Source organism: Cumulibacter soli (assembly GCF_004382795.1).
In the GTDB taxonomy this organism is placed as follows: Bacteria; Actinomycetota; Actinomycetes; order Mycobacteriales; family Antricoccaceae; genus Cumulibacter; species Cumulibacter soli.
Genome location: NZ_SMSG01000003.1, coordinates 105506 through 123343 on the forward strand (window position 1 = coordinate 105506; position 17838 = coordinate 123343).

Consider the following 17838-nt stretch of genomic DNA (forward strand, 5'->3'; position numbering starts at 1 on the left):
CTTCTGCTGACGCTGCGAGTTTCCGCGGGGACGCCGAAGTGCGCGAGTTCTGCTTGGCGTCTCCTACCAGGTAGCGACTTTGCTACTGAACGGGTGCTACGCGGCGTGCAGCGTGATGACCGGGATCTCGGCGGGCGCGCCGACGCGCACCGGCGGCCCCCATTGCGCAGCGCCTCGTGAGGTGATCACCGGGACGTCGCCAACGTCGGCCTGGCCATCGAGCATCGGCTGGCTCGCGGCGACGACGTAGTGCATCGGCCACAACTGGCCGCCGTGGGTGTGCCCGGACACTTGCAGATCGATCCCGAATCCTTGCGCGTCATAGGCCTGCGACGGTTGATGAGCCACGTAAAGGATGAACGTATCGGGATCCACGCCTGCGAGCGCGGCTTGCGGATCGGCGGCTAAGTCACCATCGCCGCTGGCGTCGTGTACGCCGGCGATGGTGATGCTCGCGTCGCCGCGCTCGATCGACAGCGATTCGTTCTGCAGTACCGTCACGCCGAGGTCATCCCACAGTTGCATCCACGCCTCCGGTTCACCGCTGATGAACTCGTGGTTACCGGTGACTGCATACACGCCGTCAGCGGCCTGCAGGTCTTTCAACGGTGCGAGTTGGTAGCCGTACCGCTCCGACGAGCCTTCGATGAGATCACCGGCGAGGATGACGATGTCGGGGTCCGCGGCGTTCGCCATGTCCACCGCGCGCTGAGCGAGGCGATCGGAGTTCACCGCTCCGATATGCAGATCGCTGATCAGTACGACGCGGGTTCCATCGAACTCGGCGGGCAGATCGGCGGCGGTGACATCGAACGATGTCTCGTCCACGGTTTCGGCCTCCACGATGCCCCAGCTTGTGGTCGCCGCGGCAACCGCGACGCTGAGCACGACGCCGATGCGATTGATCCGCAGCCGAAGCGGACGTGATTGCGGCCCGCCTCGCCATGCCACGAGCGCGGCGACGATCGCAACGACCAAGAGCCCAAGAGCCAGGTATAAACCGAAAGCGAGCCAGATCACGCCTACCCAAGCGAACGGGCGGGCTCCGTCCGGCGACAGCACGGGAGCCCACGCCGACGATTCGGCGCCGATCAGCAATAAGCCGAGGACCCCCAACGTGATCGCGATACCAATGCGTACCCGGCGGGGCCAGTGTGGCGCGAGCGCGAGTCGGCGGTAGAACCAGAAATGAAGGGCGGCGATGATGGTCAAGGCGATCACGATGAAGAGTGACACCCCGCGATCTTGCCACCGGTGGGGCGCTCGCGCTCACGCGGTAGTGTGGGACGCCGACAATGCCGTCGTACGACGAAGGAGTTCACCGTGTCCGGTGGAGAGATCGCAGCGCTAATCGCCGCAGGTGCGTTCCTGCTGCTGGTGCTCCTGTTAGCCGTGCCGATCCTGAAGCTCGGCCGTACTCTCGACGAGACGACCCTGGCGGTGCGGATCGCCCATGAGGGAGCGACGCCGTTGCTGCAGAACGCCGTCGACACGGTGAAACACGTCAACACGAACCTCGGCCGGGTGGACGGGATCACCGCGAACGCCGAGAACATCTCGCAGAACGCGGCGGCGGTGACATCGCTGGTCTCCAGCACCATTGGCAGCCCACTGGTCAAGGTCGCGTCGTTTACCTACGGGGTCCGCAGGGCCACCGCGAAGCGGTCCGGGAGGAACTAGATGCGTCGACTCTTTTGGCTGTCGATGGGGATCACCATCGGAGTGCTCGTGGTGCGCCGGCTGAATGCGGCCGCGGAAGCGATGAAGCCGAATGCCCTGGCGCAACGCACCGGTCGCGGCGCGGCCGACCTGATGGAGCAGGCGCGCCTGTTCGCCCGCGATGTGAAGTCCGGAATGCAACAGCGCGAGGTAGAACTCCGCGAGGGCGCCGGACTCGACGTCACCGGCAACGATCCAATCAAGGAAATCTAAGTAACCAGCATGCAAACCTCCCAGATACGTTCTCGGTTCCTCAACTACTTCGAGAACAACGGCCACACCATCGTGCCCAGCGCGAGTCTGATCAGCGATGATCCGACGCTGCTGCTGGTAAATGCCGGCATGGTGCCGTTCAAGCCTTATTTCCTCGGTGAGCAGACCGCGCCGTACGCTCGCGCCACGAGCGTCCAGAAGTGCGTGCGCACGCTCGATATCGAGGAGGTCGGCAAGACGAGTCGACACGGCTCGTTCTTCCAGATGTGCGGCAACTTCTCCTTTGGGGACTACTTCAAGGCTGGGGCGATCTCATTCGCCTGGGAGCTGATGACCAAGCCGCAATCCGAGGGCGGGCTGGGGTTCGCCGAGCGGGATCTGTGGGTCACCGTGCACACCTCGGACGATGAGGCCGCCGATATTTGGACTCGCGAAGTCGGCGTGGACCCGTCGCGAGTGCAACGCCTGGGCAAGGACAATTTCTGGGACATGGGCGTGCCCGGTCCGTGCGGTCCCAGCTCGGAGATCTTCGTCGATCGTGGTCCCGAGCACGGTGCGGACGGCGGTCCGGCACACGGCGGCGATGAGCGGTTCATTGAGCTGTGGAACCTGGTGTTCATGGAGTCGCTGCGCGGGCCGTCGGCACAGGGCCTGGGCAAAGGCAACGAGTTCGAGATCGTCGGTGCGTTGCCGCAGAAGAATATCGATACCGGCGCCGGCCTGGAACGGATCGCCACCCAGTTGCAGGGCGTGGACAACCTCTACGAGATCGACGAGGTGTACCCGATCCTCGATAAGGCCGCCGAACTCACCGGAAAGCGGTACGGCGTCGGGCACCAGGACGACGTACGGTTGCGGGTCGTCGCCGATCACATCCGCACTGGCCTGATGCTGATGTCGGATGGCGTGACGCCGACGAACGATGGCCGCGGGTACGTTCTACGCCGGATGCTGCGGAGGGCTGTCCGCGCGATGCGTCTGCTGGGATACCAGGACGACGCCTTCCCCGAGTTGTTCGCCACCGCGCGCGACTGCATGAAGTTGTCGTACTCGGAGGTAGCCACCGACTACGAGCGGATCACCAATTACGCGTTCGCCGAGGAGCAGCAGTTCGCCTCCACCCTGCGTCAGGGCACCACGATCCTCGACACCGCGGTCAGCGCCGCGAAGAAGAGTGGTAGCAGCCAGATTTCCGGCGACCAGGCCTTCACCCTGCACGATACGTACGGATTCCCGATCGATCTGACCCTGGAAATGGCCGCTGAGCAGGGCCTTCAGGTCGATGAAGCAGGCTTCCGTGAATTAATGTCGCAACAGCGTGGCCGGGCGAAGGCCGATGCGGCCGGACGCAAACTCGGCACGGTCGATCAGACCGCGTACCGAAAACTGCTCGACACCCTCGGCGCGAGTGAGTTCAGCGGATACGAGCAGATCGCCCGAGAATCGCGGATTGCGGCACTGATCCGCGATGGCGCCGAGAGCGAGCGCGCGAAACAGGGCGACGAGGTTGAAATCGTCCTGGAAGGCACGCCGTTCTACGCCGAAGGCGGCGGTCAGCAGCCCGATTACGGCGTGATCGAGGTGGACGGCGGGCACATCCAGATCACCGACGTGCAGAAGCCGCTCGGCGGGCTGATCGTGCACCGCGGCCGGGTCACCGACGGCGAGATCGCGCGAGGGGCGAGCGCGCACGCGATCGTCGACGTGACCCGTCGCCGCGCGATTTCACGCGCGCACACCGCTACGCACCTGATCCACCGTGCGCTGCGCGGCGAACTGGGGGAATCGGCAACCCAGGCCGGTTCGCTGAACGCGCCGGGCCGGCTGCGTTTCGATTTCAAGACACCGAACGCCGTGTCCGAGCAGTCGCTGGAGACCATTGAGCACGAGGTGAACTCGATGCTGATGGACGATCTGGAAGTTGGCGCGTTTCTGACGTCGCTGGATGAGGCTCGCAAGATGGGCGCGATGGCGCTGTTCGGTGAGAAGTACGGCGACGTGGTGCGAGTCGTGGAGATCGGCGGGGCATACTCCCGAGAGCTCTGCGGCGGAACGCATGCCGCCCGCGCCGGTCAACTGGGCATGGTCAAGGTCGTCTCGGAATCGTCCATCGGCTCTGGAGTTCGCCGCGTTGAGGCGCTGGTCGGCATCGACGCATATCAGTTCCTGGCAAAGGAGCACCTGATGGTGTCCCAGCTCGCCGAGAGTTTCAAGGCACCTCGCGAGGAGTTGCCTGAGCGCATCAACGGCGTACTCGAGCGACTGCGCGCAGCCGAGAAGGAGATCGCCAAACTCAAGTCCGAAGCTGTTTTGGGCAACGCCGCCGAACTGGCGAATGCGGCCAAGAACGTCTTCGGCGTCTCGTTCGTCGGAGTGGAGGCTCCGGCGGGGCTCGGCGGTAACGATTTGCGAGCGCTCGTACAGGACATCCGCGGCCGTATCTCGGCAGATCGGCCGGTCGTGGTCGCCGCGACGTCCAGCAACGACAAGGGCGCCTCGTTCGTGGTGGCGACGAACGAGAAGGCCCGGGACTGGCAACTCGCGGCCGGCGACATCATCAAGGTGCTCGCCGAGCCGATGGGCGGTCGTGGCGGCGGCAAACCCGATATGGCTCAGGGCGGCGGAACTGACCCGTCTGGCGCAGCTGCCGGTCTGGCGGCCGCCGAACACTACGTTGGCCAGCGAGTCACCGGATCCGCGTGAGTGATCGGGGCGCAGACACTGTGCCGCTGAGCCGGGGACGTCGGCTCGGTGTGGATCCCGGCGCGGTACGGGTCGGAATCGCGGTCTGCGATCCGGAAGGTCTGTTGGCAACCGGGCTCACCACGCTCAAGCGTGATAAGCGTGGACGCTCCGACATCACTGAGCTCGCCGCGCTGGTGAGTGAGTATGAGGCCGTCGAGGTCGTGATCGGCCGCCCGACGAGTCTGTCCGGTGGCGCGGGACGCGCCGTGCAGGTGGCCGACGAGTACGCCGATCAGGTTGCCGCCGCGATCGCGCCGGTGCCGGTCAGTCGCGTTGACGAGCGTTTCACTACGGTGTCCGCGGCCGGCGCATTGCAGCGTGCGGGAATGAACACGCGGCAGCAACGATCGGTAATTGATCAGACCGCTGCGGCGGTGATGCTTCAAGCCTGGCTCGATGAGCGCCGTGGGTAAGCGCGACGAGCACGCGGCCATATCCGGTGGTGGCGTCAGGTCAGTTGCTAGTGTTACGCACCGGCCTCTGAATGCCCGGCCCACCACGGTCCGATATCCGAAAGCACGGTGATCAGCACGTGGCACGACATGCGTACGACGAGCCATCCGACGCGGACGGCGTCGATTCCGGCTCTGAGGTCGACGACCTTGGTGCGCTGATCCGTGGCGAGATCGACGACGGAAAGCACCCGCGATCCGGGCGGCCGCCGCGCAAGAAGCGTCGGCACATCTTGCCCATTCTCGCGGCGCTGATCGCGATTGCCATCGCGGCGGGTGCTGTGTACCTGGCCAAGGATCTCTTTTCCGGAATAGGTGAGGTTGAGGACTACGCCGGTGCCGGTACCGACGCGGTGACGGTCCGCGTCATGGAAGGCGACACGGTCTCGGACATCGCCGGCACGCTGCAGGAGGCCGGTGTCGTCAAGTCCAAACGGGCCTTCCTTGACGCGGCGGAAGATAACACCGCGTCGCAGGCGTTGCAGCCTGGCTTGTACGCCCTGAAGAAGGAGATGAAGGCCAGCCTGGCGCTTGAGGCGATGCTCGATCCCACCTCTATCCAGACGCTCAAGGTCACGCTGCCGGAGGGATTGACGGTCGAGCAGACCCTCGCCACCCTCGAAGAAGCTACGGGGATCACCACAGAGGAGTTCGAGGCCGCGATCGAGGAAGACCGCGCGAACCTGGGTCTTCCCGAGTGGGCGCCGGAGAAAGGCCGCGTCGAGGGTTTCCTGCAGCCGGGGACCTATAACTTCGACCCCGAGGACACGCCGCTGAGCATCCTGCAGACGCTCGTCGCTCAGTTCAATGCGGTCGCGTCACAGGTCGGGCTCGTCGAGGGCGCGAAGGCCGTCGGCCAGTCGCCGTACGAACTGCTCACGATCGCATCGCTGATCGAGCGGGAGGCGTATTGGGACGACGAGCGGCCAAAGATCGCTCGAGTGATCTACAACCGACTGAAGAAGCCGATGCCGCTGCAGATCGACGCGGCCACCGCATACAGCCTGGACAAGCCGGGCAACGAACTCACCCAGGCCGATTTGGACGACGAGAGCAACCCGTACAACCTGCGCGTGGTGTCCGGCCTGCCGCCGACGCCGATCGCCACGGTCGGGCTGCCGTCGCTGGACGGCGCGTTGAATCCGGCCGACGGGTCGTGGCTGTACTACGTGGTGAACTCCGATGACCAGCACCATGCCTTCGTGACCACGGCCGAGGAGTTCGAAGAGGCAGCGCAGGTCTGTCAGCAGAAGGGTTGGTGCTGATTCGGCATGCAGCCTCGGGTGTGTGCGGTGATCGGCTCACCGATCGATCATTCGCTGTCGCCGGCCCTGCACACGGCGGCGTACGCCGACCTTGGGCTGCCATGGCGTTACACGCGTCGCGACGTTCCGGCCGGCGAACTAGGGCGGTTCGTTGATGCGCTCAGCGTCGACGGAATCGACGACCTGGCGTGCGGCGGTCTGTCGGTCACGATGCCCGGCAAAGCCGAAGCGCTAGCGCGCGCAGATGAGCGTGATCCGCGTGCCGTGGTGCTCGGCGCGGCAAACACGCTCGTGCCCCGTTTCGACAACGAGACGGTCGTGGGGTGGAGCGCCTACAACACGGACGTCGACGGCATCATCGGCGCGTTCGCTCAGCACGGGCTCACGCAGGCCGCCTCGAAGCGATGCGTCATCATCGGCGCCGGCGGCACCGCGGCGGCCGCCCTGGCAGCGCTGCGCGCGATGGGGGCACAGTCTGTCGCGGTGGTGGCTCGCAACCTCGCGAAAGCGGCCGGGTTGTCGGCGACCGGCGAGCAGTTGGACATTCGGGTTGATCTGGTCTCGTTCGCCGCCGCGGCCGCGGCGATACGCCAGGCCGATGTCATTACCTCCACCGTTCCGCCGGGTGTCGCCGATGCCATCGCTCGGCATGGTCTGCGCGCCGGTCAGATGGTGCTGGATGCGGTATACGCCGGCGGCGAGACGGCGCTGTTACGCCAGGCGCGGACCGACGGCGCTACGGCGGTCGGTGGCGTGCATATGTTGCTGCATCAGGCCGTCGAGCAGGTCCGACTGATGACCGGACTCCGTCCGTCCGTTGAGGCGATGCGGGCCGCCCTGCCGTGAGCGCCGCCGATGTGGCGATGTTCGGCGTTGCGGTCGCCTGCGGCATCCCGCTGATCGTGTACGACGTGCGTGAGCACCGGCTGCCCAATCGCCTGACCGGTGCTGCCGCCGCGCTGATCCTGCTGGTCGCGTTCATCGCGGCGCTCGTTTCGGGGTCATGGCAGCGGTGGTGGCCGATGCTGCTGACCGGTGCGGTGATGTTGCTGGGCGGCTACCTGTTAGCGGTGCTGGCACCGACGGGACTGGGCCTGGGGGACGTGAAACTGTTCGGCGTACTCGGGCTCGGACTCGGCCACTTGGATCCGACGAGCGTGGTGCTATTCCTGCTTGCGCTGGCGTTGGCGAGCTTGCTGTGGCTAGTGCTCGCGCCGAGGCTGGATCGCGCCACCGATCCGGAGGTCCCGTGGCTAAAACGCCACATCGCTTTCGGTCCGCCGATCATTCTCGCGTGGTGGACCGTGTACATCACGATGATGGTGGCCGCGGCCGCCGGTGGGCGCTGACCCTGCACGACGCGTCGCGTCGGTAAATGGGAGAATGCCCTAATGCTGCGTTGGCTTACCGCTGGTGAATCCCATGGCCCCATCCTCACGGCAATTATCGAGGGGATGCCGGCCGACGTGCCAATCACGACGTCCGCGATTCAGGACGAACTCGCGCGGCGCCGACTGGGCTACGGCCGCGGCGCCCGGATGAAGTTTGAGCAGGACGAAGTCACGATCGCCGGTGGTGTCCGGCACGGTCGTACTCTTGGCTCCCCGATCGCGGTACACGTGGCGAACACCGAATGGCCCAAGTGGGAAACGGTGATGGCGGCCGATCCGGTTGACGCCGACGTGCTCGCCGCTCAAGCCCGAAATGCTCCGCTGACTCGCCCGCGACCCGGCCACGCCGACCTCGCGGGGATCCAAAAGTACGGGTTCGACGACGCCCGTCCGGTGCTCGAACGAGCGAGCGCGCGCGAGACCGCGGCCCGGGTGGCGCTGGGAACCGTCGCTAAGTCGTTCCTGCGCGCTGTTGCCGACGTCGAGGTGATCAGCCACGTGGTCGAGTTGGGCACGGTGAAGGCGCCCGACGGGTTGATTCCGCAGCCGTCGGAACTGGCGAAGGTCGATGCGAGCCCGGCTCGCTGCCTGGACGACGACACCAGCGATCGGATGGTCGCCGAAATCGATGACACCCGTAAGGCCGGCGACACCATCGGTGGCGTCGTGGAGGTCGTCGTCAGCGGCCTGCCGATCGGGATCGGGTCATATGTGCACTGGGATCGCCGACTGGATGCGCGCCTGGCAGCAGCGCTGATGGGCATTCAGGCGATCAAGGGCGTCGAGGTCGGGGACGGCTTCGAGACTGCGCGCCGCCGAGGTTCGGCCGCACACGATGAGATCGAGTCGCCCGATGGGCACATCGCGCGCCGCACGAACCGCGCCGGCGGTATCGAGGGCGGGATGACCAATGGCGAGCCACTGCGGGTGCGCGCCGCGATGAAGCCGATCTCGACGGTCCCGCGCGCATTGGACACCGTCGACATCTCCACCGGTGAGAAGGCCGTCGCGATTAATCAGCGGTCTGACGTGTGCGCGGTGCCCGCCGCCGGTGTCGTGGCCGAGGCGATGGTGGCGATCGAGTTAGCGAACGCGATCGTGGAGAAGTTCGGCGGCGACAGCGTGGGCGAAACGCGCCGCAACATCACCACGTACCTGGCGAACATGGACGTCGTGTGAGCGGGCTCGTCGTACTCGTCGGGGCGCCCGGCTCGGGCAAGACCACCGTGGGATTGAAGTTGGCCCAGCGACTTGGCGTTGCGTTCCGCGATGTCGACCACGATATCGAGGCAGCGCAGGGCAAACCGATCAGCGACATCTTCGTGGACGACGGTGAGCCGTACTTCCGCGAATTGGAGCACCAGGGCGTGCTCGACGCGTTGGCCGAACACTCCGGCGTACTGTCGCTCGGCGGCGGCGCGGTGCTGGACGAGCGCACCCGCGAGGCATTGCGTGGGCACACCGTGGTGTGGCTGGTGGTCTCGGCCGCCGACGCAGCGAGCCGGGTCGGCTTGGGTGCTAACCGTCCCGTCCTGGCGATGAACCCGCGCGCCACGATGAAATTCCTGCTGGATCAGCGCACACCGTTGTACGACGAAGTGAGCACCATCGAGGTCGACACGGCCGGGCGGTCGGCGGACGAAATCGCCGAAGGCTTGGCCGATTTCCTGGAGGCGCGATCGTGAGCGTTCGAGTGACGGTTGATGGAGCTTCTCCGTACGACGTAGTCATCGGCGACGGCCTGATGCGCGAGTTGCCGCAGATGCTCAGCGGCGCCGACCGCGTCGCCGTCGTGCACACCGACTCGCTGGCGGCGTACGCCTCGGGTGTGTTCGACACGTTACGCAGCAGTGGTTTCCAGGTGCTCCCGATCGTCGTCCCGGACGCCGAGGCCGGTAAGCAACTGTCGGTAGCGGGCGAGTGCTGGGAGGCGCTGGGCGCCGCCGGGTTCACGCGCAATGATGCCGTGGTGACCGTCGGTGGCGGCGCAGTGACGGACCTCGGCGGATGGGTCGCTGCGGCATGGCTGCGCGGCGTACGGGTCGTGCATGTGCCGACGACACTGCTGGGGATGGTCGATGCTGCAGTCGGCGGGAAGACCGCAATCAATACGTCGGCCGGAAAGAATCTGGTCGGCGCGTTCTATCCGCCGGTCGGTGTGCTGTGTGAGTTGGCGGTGCTCGAGACCCTGCCGCGCGCGGACTACATCGCCGGTTTGGCGGAGGTCGTCAAGGCCGGGTTCATCGCTGACCCGGTAATTCTGGACCTGATCGAGAGCGACCTTGCTGCCGCCGGAACCCCGAGGGCGCCGTTCACCCAGGAGATCATTCAACGCGCTGTAGCAGTCAAGGCTCGCGTGGTCGGGGCAGACCTCACCGAGCAGGGCCTGCGTGAGATCTTGAACTACGGGCACACGCTCGGTCACGCGATCGAGAAGTCCGAGAATTACACCTGGCGGCACGGGGACGCCGTGGCGGTCGGGATGTTGTTCGCCGCGGAACTCGGCCGTCTCGCCGGCTCGTTGGACGATGTGACGGCCGATCGACACCGCCGCGTGATTGCCGGTGTGGGGCTTCCCACGTCGTACGACGGAGTCGATTGGGAGCACCTGCGTGCGACGATGGCCGTCGACAAGAAGTCGCGTGGCTCGCGGCTGCGATTCGTCGTCCTGGATGAACTCGCAGTGCCGCGGATCATGGACAGCCCACCGGAAGATGCCCTGATTGCGGCATTCTCCACCGTCAGCGGAAAGGCAACGCAGTGAGCGAGATCCTGGTCCTCAACGGCCCCAATCTGAACCGGCTTGGAGTGCGCGAGCCTTCCATCTACGGCAAGGGGACGTACGAGGATCTCGTCGAATACTGCATGGACGTCGGGGAGGCCGTCGGCCGCACGATCGAAGTTCGGCAGACCAACGACGAGGCGGAGATGATCGACTGGCTGCACGAAGCCGCCGATCTCGAGACGCCGGTGGTGCTGAACCCGGCCGCGTGGGGGCATTACTCGTACGCGCTGCGCGATGCCTGTGAGATGCTCACCGCGCCGTTGGTCGAGGTGCATATCAGCAACATCCACGCCCGCGAGGAGTTTCGGCATACGTCGGTGATCAGCCCGGTCGCCCGTGGCGTCATCGCTGGGCTCGGCGTTGAAGGGTACGCGGACGCGATCCAGGCGATCGTTCGATTCACCGCCTAGCACCTCAGCGGTTACCCATCCGCAGCGAGCTACTTCTCGTGGACGTAAGTTCCTGGCGCGTCCTGGATCGGTGGGTAGTCGCGGTTGCCGAGATCCGTCGCCGCACGACGCATCGGACCCGAGCGGGCGGTGATCCACTCGCTCCACTTGGGCCACCACGAGCCATCGACCTGTTCGGCGTTCGATAGCCACTGATCGGGGTCCCCGCCGCTGCCTGCTGCGGTCCAGTACTTGTATCGCGATCCCGCCACCGGATTGACGAACGTCTGGATGTGGCCGCTATTGACGATCACGACTTCGCTGGTGCCTCCGATCAGACCCGAGGTGGAATAGCACGGGCGCCAGGTGGTGATGTGGTCGCGCTGACCGGCAACGATGAACGCGTCCGTCTTGACAGCGCTCATATCGATCGGACGATCGAGCAGATCCATCGAGCCGGGCCGGGTGAACGCCCCGCCACTGAGCAACGTGTTGGTGTCGCGCGAGAAGGTGGAGGACACGTTCGTCCCGTCGCAGTTCCACGCCAAGACATCGAACGCCGGACTGGTCTTACCCATCAGCCAATTGTTGATGACGTAGTTGAAGACGAGGTCTTTCGGCCGTATCCACGCGAAGTTGGCAGCCATGTCCTTGGAATCGATCACCTTCGCCTTGGCTGAACGCTGATCGAGCTGATCGCGCGACTCATCGGTGGCCAGGCCAGTGACCATATTGGGTTTGCGTGGGTCCAGCATCGTGACGATGTAGGTCGCGTTCTGGATCGACGTGTCCCCGCCCGCGTTGAGATATGACTGGGCGAGTGCGGTGGTCATCCCACCGGCGCACAGCCCGACGGCGTTCAGGTCGGCCGAGCCACTGACTGACTTGACTATTTCGGTGGCCCGAAGGAGCGCGTCGGTGTAGTCGGCTACACCCCAGGCGCCGTGCCGTAACGCGGGATCCTTGCGGGGGTTGCGCCAGATGAGCATGAAGGTGTTCAGGCCCTGCGAGACGGCGTACTCGACCATGGATCGGCCCGGGGCGAGGTCGAGCACGTAGAACTTATTGACCTGTGGCGGGACGAACAGCAGCGGTCGGGCATGTACCTCGGGGGTCTGCGGCTGGTAATGGATAAGTTCGAAGATCTCCTCGCGATAAATCACCTTGCCGGGGGTGCAGGCGAGGTTCTCGCCCACGGTGTACGGCGTCGAATCGACCATCGACGGTAGGCCCTTGTTGTCGCTGACGTCCTTCAGGAAATTCCGCATACCGCGGATCACCGACGCGCCACGGGTGTCGATTGCTTCGCGGAGCGCGACGGGGTTCGTTGGTAGGAAGTTGGCGGGGGAGAGCGCGCCGGTGACGATCGCCCCGACGAACGCCGCTCGCTCGGAATCGCTCCAGTCATCGCCTGAGGGTGCAGTAACCGACTCGAACGCATCGACAAAAGCCAGATGCGCCTGTGCAATCCGCCGGTACAGCGCGTTGCTGTGCCAGAGTTTGTCACCGTAGAACACGTCCTTGCTGGGAAGTTCGATGTCCGAGATGCCGATGGCGACTTTGAGCCATTCGCCGAGCAGTTTCGGATATCCCTCAGCGAAGGCCCGCTTCGATGCGAGCAACCTCAGTACGTCGCGGCTGCGGATCGGATCGAGGGCGACGGTGATCCCTGAGCCCAACGCCTCCTCAGCGATCTCCTCGGCGGCCGCACGCGCGTGGGCAGCGCTCGCGGCAGCGGCATTCGTGATCTCGGACGGGTGGATGTATTCCGGCTGCGCAGACATGGAATCCTCCGTGAACCTCGTGATCCTGGCCGTCGGTCCGGCGCTGAGCGCATGGCCAACCGTCATGTGGGTGAGATCACCGTAGCGCGAGTTCAGTGACGTGCGTCACCGACCCCCGGACGGTTGGTGAATGCGGAGCCGGAAGTGCCCGGTCACCCGGATAGCATCGACTAATGCCTGAGATGAACACTGCGCGCCGCCGTGACCTGCTGCGGGAAGAAATCCGCTCCCTGGGCGTTGAAGCAGCGCTGATCACCAACCTCGTGAACGTTCGTTACCTCACCGGGTTTACCGGTTCGAATGCGGCGCTCGTCATCGGCGCAGAGCCCGCCAACGACCTGTTCAGCACTGATGGTCGATATGTAGAACAGTCCAAGACCCAGGTCCCGGACCTACCTCACCTGATCGGCCGCGCCTCGGCCCAGGCGGTCATGGCCGAGCTACACCCCAAGGTGGGTTCGGTGGCCTATGAGACACATGTGGTGACCGTGGACGAGGCCCAGGCGCTTGCCGACGCTGCGGACGGAGTCCAGCTCAGCAGCATCGCCGGTGCGGTGGAACGCCTCCGCGCGATCAAAGACGATGCCGAGATCGAACTGCTACGACAGGCCTCCGCTATCGCCGATCAGGCGCTCGCGGACCTCATCGCTGCAGGCGGCATAGCCGCTGGCCGCACCGAGCGCGAGATCGCTATCGACCTGGACTTTCGAATGCTCCGGCTGGGCGCGGAGGAAGTGTCCTTCGAAACCATCGTGGCCAGCGGCCCTAACTCCGCCATTCCGCACCACAGCCCGAGCGAGCGAGTGTTGCAGCGCGGTGATCTGGTCAAGTTCGACTTCGGTGCTACATACCGCGGGTACCACTCGGACATGACTCGCACCTTCGGCCTGGGCGCGCTGGCGGACTGGCAGCGCGAGATCTATGAGGTCGTTGCGCAGTCGCAGCGGGCGGGTGCTCAGGCGCTTCGCGTCGGGCGCACCGGTAAGGAGGTCGATACCGTCAGCCGCGACATCATCGTGGCGGCGGGGTACGGCGACACGTTTGCGCACAGCCTCGGCCATGGTGTCGGGCTTGAGGTCCACGAGGCGCCTAATCTCAGCCAGCTGGCGGAGACTAAACTGGAGGATCGGGTGTGCGTCACCGTCGAGCCAGGGGTTTATCTCTCGGAACGTGGCGGCGTACGGATCGAGGACACTTTGGTGCTCCACGAGGACGCGTCCGCCGAGGGCGGGACCCGAACCGACTTGCTGACGATGACGAGCAAAGAACTCGTCATCCTCTAGCGACACACAACGAGAGGATTTGGCAGTGGCCACGACGAACGACCTGAAGAACGGAATGGTGCTCAATCTCGACGGAAACCTGTGGTCCGTCGTTGAGTTCCAGCACGTCAAGCCCGGCAAGGGTGGAGCGTTCGTGCGCACCAAGCTCAAGAATGTGCTCTCGGGCAAAGTTGTCGACAAGACGTTCAACGCCGGCACCAAGGTCGAGACAGCCAACGTCGACCGGCGCGATATGGAGTACCTCTACAACGACGGTACGGATTACGTGTTCATGGACGGCGATACCTATGACCAGCTGAACGTCAGTTCGGAGATCGTCGGTGACGCGGCGAACTACATGTTGGAGAACACCAAGGCGACCGTAGCGACGCACGACGGTGTCCCGTTGTACATCGAGTTGTCGCCGTCCGTGGAGTTGCTGGTGAAGCACACCGATCCAGGACTGCAGGGCGATCGCTCCACCGGTGGCACCAAGCCGGCCGAGATGGAGACCGGTGCGCAGATCCAGGTTCCGCTGTTCATCAATACCGGCGACAAGCTGAAGGTCGACACCCGTGATGGCTCCTACCTAGGTCGAGTCAACAGCTAGTGTCCGCACGCACTAAGGCGCGCAAGCGCGCGATCGACATCTTGTTCGAGGCCGACCTGCGTGGCGCCGACCCGGTCGCCACGGCGGCGGACCGCCTCGTCGATGATGAGCGGCCAATCCAGCCGTACGCGTTGACGTTGATCGAAGGGGTGGCGGCGCGGCGCGAGCGGATCGACGAGCTCGTCTCGACGTACGCCGACGGCTGGAGTCTCGACCGGATGCCGGGCGTCGACCGCGCGATCATCCGTACGGCTGTCTACGAACTGCTGTGGGCTGACGATGTCCCGGATGTCGTCGTTATCGACGAAGCGGTGGAACTGGCCAAACTGCTGTCCACGGATGATTCACCGAAGTTTGTGAACGGACTGCTGGGCCGGCTCATGCAGGTTAAACCCGATCTAGCAATCTGAGCGCGCTCCTCGATCCCAGGCGCGGAGGCATTCGGTTGCCGCCGCGCCGGGATCGGCAGCGTGCATGATCTCGCGGACCACAGCCACGCCGGCGAGGCCGGTGCGCGCGAGGTAACCGATATCGTCTTGGCGTACATCGCCGATCGCGATCACCGGGAGATCGGTGGCCGCCACACGCGCAGGGTATCCGTACAGTCCGATCGGCGTACGACCGACGTTCTTGGTCGGTGTGGGGCGAAAAGGACCGCTACCTAAGTAATCCGGACGTGCGGCGCCGGTGCGTGACTGGGCCTCCTTGATCATCTCGACCGTTCCGGCCGTAAGCCCGATGAGTGCGTCGCTGCCGAGGATCGCGCGGGCATCGGCGACCGGTAAGTCGTCCTGACCCAAGTGCACGCCATGCACTGGTGCACCTCGTAGCCGGGCCGCATGGGCCACATCGACCCGGTCGTTCACCAGTACGCGGGTCGACGGTGACGTCGCGTTGACGACCTCAGCCACCGCGAGCACCAGGGCGAGTAGTTCGGTGGCTGGGGCCGACTTGCAGCGCACTTGGATGAGCCCGGCTCCAGCGCCTGCCGCGGCCTGTGCGGTGGCGACCACTTCCGGACCGGACCCGGACGTGACAAGGTACAGGCGCCAGTCGATCATGCCCATCGCAGCGACACTTCTTTGCTGATATCACTGGGATTGGATTCATACAGCGCATCCAGGAGCGCGATGCGAAAGCTGCCCGGCCCACGTCCGCCGCAGCGCTCGGACGCCACGGTCAACAGGGCCGTGGCGGCGAGGACCGCACCGAACGCCGACGTGTGGGGTGCGACGGCTACGCACGCGGCGGTCAGTGCGCCCAACAGGCAACCTGTGCCGATCACCCGGGTCAGCATCGGCAGGCCGCTAGCGATGTGCACGGTCTGAGCTCCGTCGGTGATGACATCAACGGCCCCGGAGACAGCAAGAACGCAGTGATACCGGTCGGCGAGTTGGCGAGCCGCACCGTCAGCGGACTGTGCGCTGACGGTGCTGTCCGCGCCACTACCGCCGGGCCCGCCGTCGGCCAGGGCGAGCACCTCGGAGCCGTTGCCGCGTACGGCAGCCGGTCCGAGGGTGAGGAGCTCGCGGGCCAATGGTGTGCGCACCGGAGCGCGACCGATCGCTGCGGGGTCGAGGATCCACGGGATAGCTGCGCGTTGTGCCGCGCGGAGGGTGGGGCGGATCCCGGCTGCGGCGTCACTACTGAGGCAGCCGACATTGATCAGCAGTGCATCGGCAGCGTCGGTCACGGTGGGCGCTTCCGTCGCGGTGTCTGTCATCATCGGTCGCGCGCCGGCGGCTAGTAGGCCGTCGGCAACGATGGGCGCGGTCACAGCTGCGCTGAAGGCATGTACCAAGGGACGTCGTTCCCGAACCGCGTTGATGATTGCGGCGATGTCGTCTCGGGCGACTCGATCGTTGGTCATGACTGCACGCTAACGGGTTTGTGCTCTCGCTGGGGCATCCGCGCCACGGCTTCGACATCCCGGTCGAGGTCATCTGGAGACAATCGAGGTCCAAGTGCGCCGCATCCCGCGACCAGCAGACCGGCGACCGCTAGCACCGTGATGACGGACCCGTTTCGTCCCAGGATGTCTTCCAGAATTGGCAACCACCATGGCCACAGCGCGGGGAGCACGATCGACAACGAGTACGCCGTCCCGTAGCCGGTGGAGCGTACATGGGCTTCAAACCGTTCGGATAGGTACGCGCCGACCGGTCCGTACCCGCACACAGTAACGATCTGTAGCAGCGCGATTCCATATATCGCGGGTATTGCCTCTGTCGCGAGCGTCAACGTCCAGACCAGCGGACCAGCGACGGCGGCGAGAAGGCCCCAACCGATGAAGAACCGGCGGCGACCCAGCCGGCTCGACAGGTGCCCGGTCGTGGCCATGACGACTGCTTGGGCGATGGATGCGACCCCCATCATCAGCGCCACATTGTCGGAGTCGAGACTCAGGTCGGTCTCCAGCCGCCCAGTCACCGCGATGACCACCATGTTGGTCATCAACCATAAGCCGCTCATCAAGGCGAATACCTGCCAGAACGCGCCCGCGTACTGACCGATCAACACTGCGCGTAGTCCAGCGCGAGCGCCGGTGCGCGCGCGGTCGGCGATCGCCCGTTCGGCGGTGACCTGCGGAGCATCTGCGACTTGCTTTGAGTAGTAGGCCAGTAGCAGCAGACTGGCTATACCGCCGGCCGCGAACGCGAAGCGCCACCCGTAGTCGGCGTACGCCCCGATTCCTAGCAGCGCGATCAGACCTATCGTGGCGAACGCGATCGCTGATTGCGCCCATGCTGCCATCGACATGATCAAGCCGGAAACCAGGCCGCGACGTCGCGGCACCGACCACTCCATCGCCAGCGGGATCGCTGAGGTGTATTCGCCGGCGAGGAACGCGCCGCCGACGAAACGTAACGCGATGACCGCGGTGATCGCCCACACCCCGATGTGCTGATGTCCCGGCACAGCGGCGATTGCGAGGCTACACGCGGCTGTACCGGCGATCGCGATCTTGGTCGTTCTGGTGCGACCGATCCGGTCGGCAATACGGCCGAAGATCATCGCGCCGATCGGTCTGCCCAACAGCGTGGCGACGATAACCACCGCGCCGGCCGTGACGCCAGCGTGCGGACCAGCCAGTGTCGCCAACGCAGGTGCGAGGGCCACCACGGGGAGGAAGATGTTGATTTGATCGACGAAGTTGCCGACGACTCCAGCGCGAACGGCGGCGCGTCCGGGCGCGGGGAGACCGGGGACAAGGCTCATCGGG

The 17838-nt window shown here is 65.3% G+C and carries 19 protein-coding genes; 14 read left to right on the forward strand and 5 right to left on the reverse strand.

Annotated elements, in window-relative coordinates; translation table 11 throughout:
- Nucleotides 1–96 precede the first annotated feature (96 nt).
- The gene (locus tag E1H16_RS07260) at nt 97–1236 is read right to left on the reverse strand and encodes a metallophosphoesterase (protein WP_134323048.1); all 1140 of its coding nucleotides are present in this window, start codon (nt 1234–1236) and stop codon (nt 97–99) included.
- 87 nt (nt 1237–1323) lie between these two features.
- On the opposite strand from E1H16_RS07260, the gene E1H16_RS07265 reads away from it, so the two are divergent.
- The 11 genes from E1H16_RS07265 to aroQ all read left to right on the forward strand — a co-directional run bounded on the left by E1H16_RS07265 (nt 1324) and on the right by aroQ (nt 10980).
- Entirely contained in the window at nt 1324–1680 is a 357-nt protein-coding gene (locus E1H16_RS07265) for a DUF948 domain-containing protein (protein ID WP_134323049.1), read from the forward strand.
- Nucleotides 1681–1932 carry a DUF6167 family protein gene (locus E1H16_RS07270; protein WP_134323050.1) on the forward strand — a complete coding sequence of 84 codons (252 nt, stop codon included), beginning with the start codon at nt 1681–1683 and terminating at the stop codon, nt 1930–1932. It abuts the gene before it with no gap.
- 9 nt (nt 1933–1941) lie between these two features.
- The gene (alaS, locus tag E1H16_RS07275; protein ID WP_134323051.1) at nt 1942–4635 is read left to right on the forward strand and encodes an alanine--tRNA ligase; all 2694 of its coding nucleotides are present in this window, start codon (nt 1942–1944) and stop codon (nt 4633–4635) included.
- Nucleotides 4632–5090 (forward strand): Holliday junction resolvase RuvX, encoded by a 459-nt coding sequence (gene ruvX / locus E1H16_RS07280; protein ID WP_243837759.1) that lies wholly within the window; start codon nt 4632–4634, stop codon nt 5088–5090. Before alaS ends, ruvX begins: the two co-directional genes overlap by 4 nt.
- 119 nt (nt 5091–5209) lie before the next feature.
- Nucleotides 5210–6394, forward strand: a complete 1185-nt coding sequence (gene mltG / locus E1H16_RS07285) for an endolytic transglycosylase MltG (protein ID WP_166741661.1) — start codon at nt 5210–5212, stop codon at nt 6392–6394.
- A 6-nt stretch (nt 6395–6400) separates the two neighbouring features.
- A complete protein-coding gene (locus E1H16_RS07290) occupies nt 6401–7240 on the forward strand; it encodes a shikimate dehydrogenase (protein WP_134323053.1) in 840 nt (279 codons plus the stop codon).
- Entirely contained in the window at nt 7237–7743 is a 507-nt protein-coding gene (locus tag E1H16_RS07295) for a prepilin peptidase (protein WP_134323054.1), read from the forward strand. The genes E1H16_RS07290 and E1H16_RS07295 overlap by 4 nt, the downstream gene beginning before the upstream one ends.
- A gap of 42 nt (nt 7744–7785) precedes the next feature.
- Nucleotides 7786–8964: a chorismate synthase gene (gene aroC, locus E1H16_RS07300; protein ID WP_134323055.1), complete on the forward strand. Its 1179-nt coding sequence runs from the start codon at nt 7786–7788 to the stop codon at nt 8962–8964.
- Nucleotides 8961–9470, forward strand: coding sequence for a shikimate kinase (locus tag E1H16_RS07305; RefSeq protein WP_134323056.1), 510 nt, complete (start codon nt 8961–8963; stop codon nt 9468–9470). The genes aroC and E1H16_RS07305 overlap by 4 nt, the downstream gene beginning before the upstream one ends.
- Nucleotides 9467–10549 carry a 3-dehydroquinate synthase gene (aroB, locus tag E1H16_RS07310; RefSeq protein WP_243837761.1) on the forward strand — a complete coding sequence of 361 codons (1083 nt, stop codon included), beginning with the start codon at nt 9467–9469 and terminating at the stop codon, nt 10547–10549. The genes E1H16_RS07305 and aroB overlap by 4 nt, the downstream gene beginning before the upstream one ends.
- The gene (gene aroQ, locus E1H16_RS07315) at nt 10546–10980 is read left to right on the forward strand and encodes a type II 3-dehydroquinate dehydratase (RefSeq protein ID WP_243837763.1); all 435 of its coding nucleotides are present in this window, start codon (nt 10546–10548) and stop codon (nt 10978–10980) included. Before aroB ends, aroQ begins: the two co-directional genes overlap by 4 nt.
- A gap of 29 nt (nt 10981–11009) precedes the next feature.
- On the opposite strand, the gene E1H16_RS07320 is transcribed toward aroQ, so the two are convergent.
- On the reverse strand, nt 11010–12743 hold the full coding sequence (locus E1H16_RS07320; RefSeq protein ID WP_166741662.1) for a PHA/PHB synthase family protein: 1734 nt from the start codon (nt 12741–12743) through the stop codon (nt 11010–11012).
- A 173-nt stretch (nt 12744–12916) separates the two neighbouring features.
- Between E1H16_RS07320 and E1H16_RS07325 the strand changes: the two genes are divergently transcribed.
- The 3 genes from E1H16_RS07325 to nusB are packed head-to-tail and all read left to right on the forward strand — an operon-like array spanning nt 12917 to nt 15025.
- On the forward strand, nt 12917–14026 hold the full coding sequence (locus E1H16_RS07325; RefSeq protein WP_134323059.1) for a M24 family metallopeptidase: 1110 nt from the start codon (nt 12917–12919) through the stop codon (nt 14024–14026).
- A gap of 25 nt (nt 14027–14051) precedes the next feature.
- Complete coding sequence (gene efp, locus E1H16_RS07330) at nt 14052–14615, forward strand: elongation factor P (protein WP_134323060.1); 564 nt, start codon at nt 14052–14054, stop codon at nt 14613–14615.
- Entirely contained in the window at nt 14615–15025 is a 411-nt protein-coding gene (gene nusB / locus E1H16_RS07335; protein ID WP_134323061.1) for a transcription antitermination factor NusB, read from the forward strand. Before efp ends, nusB begins: the two co-directional genes overlap by 1 nt.
- Here the strand turns inward: nusB and E1H16_RS07340 are convergent.
- The 3 genes from E1H16_RS07340 to E1H16_RS07350 are packed head-to-tail and all read right to left on the reverse strand — an operon-like array spanning nt 15014 to nt 17834.
- Nucleotides 15014–15682, reverse strand: a complete 669-nt coding sequence (locus E1H16_RS07340; RefSeq protein WP_134323062.1) for a thiamine phosphate synthase — start codon at nt 15680–15682, stop codon at nt 15014–15016. The two genes, nusB and E1H16_RS07340, sit on opposite strands and share 12 nt — an antisense overlap.
- Nucleotides 15673–16485: a hydroxyethylthiazole kinase gene (gene thiM, locus E1H16_RS07345; RefSeq protein WP_134323063.1), complete on the reverse strand. Its 813-nt coding sequence runs from the start codon at nt 16483–16485 to the stop codon at nt 15673–15675. Before thiM ends, E1H16_RS07340 begins: the two co-directional genes overlap by 10 nt.
- Nucleotides 16482–17834 (reverse strand): MFS transporter, encoded by a 1353-nt coding sequence (locus E1H16_RS07350; RefSeq protein WP_134323064.1) that lies wholly within the window; start codon nt 17832–17834, stop codon nt 16482–16484. Before E1H16_RS07350 ends, thiM begins: the two co-directional genes overlap by 4 nt.
- Nucleotides 17835–17838 lie beyond the last annotated feature (4 nt).

Bases quoted from the DNA above. Each gene is read 5' to 3' on its own strand.
- E1H16_RS07270 (WP_134323050.1), top strand. From the start codon at position 1,681: ATGCGTCGACTCTTTTGGCTGTCGATGGGGATCACCATCGGAGTGCTC.
- alaS (WP_134323051.1), top strand. From the start codon at position 1,942: ATGCAAACCTCCCAGATACGTTCTCGGTTCCTCAACTACTTCGAGAAC.
- E1H16_RS07290 (WP_134323053.1), top strand. From the start codon at position 6,401: ATGCAGCCTCGGGTGTGTGCGGTGATCGGCTCACCGATCGATCATTCG.
- aroC (WP_134323055.1), top strand. From the start codon at position 7,786: ATGCTGCGTTGGCTTACCGCTGGTGAATCCCATGGCCCCATCCTCACG.
- E1H16_RS07320 (WP_166741662.1), bottom strand. From the start codon at position 12,743: ATGTCTGCGCAGCCGGAATACATCCACCCGTCCGAGATCACGAATGCC.
- E1H16_RS07325 (WP_134323059.1), top strand. From the start codon at position 12,917: ATGCCTGAGATGAACACTGCGCGCCGCCGTGACCTGCTGCGGGAAGAA.
- E1H16_RS07340 (WP_134323062.1), bottom strand. From the start codon at position 15,682: ATGGGCATGATCGACTGGCGCCTGTACCTTGTCACGTCCGGGTCCGGT.
- thiM (WP_134323063.1), bottom strand. From the start codon at position 16,485: ATGACCAACGATCGAGTCGCCCGAGACGACATCGCCGCAATCATCAAC.
- E1H16_RS07350 (WP_134323064.1), bottom strand. From the start codon at position 17,834: ATGAGCCTTGTCCCCGGTCTCCCCGCGCCCGGACGCGCCGCCGTTCGC.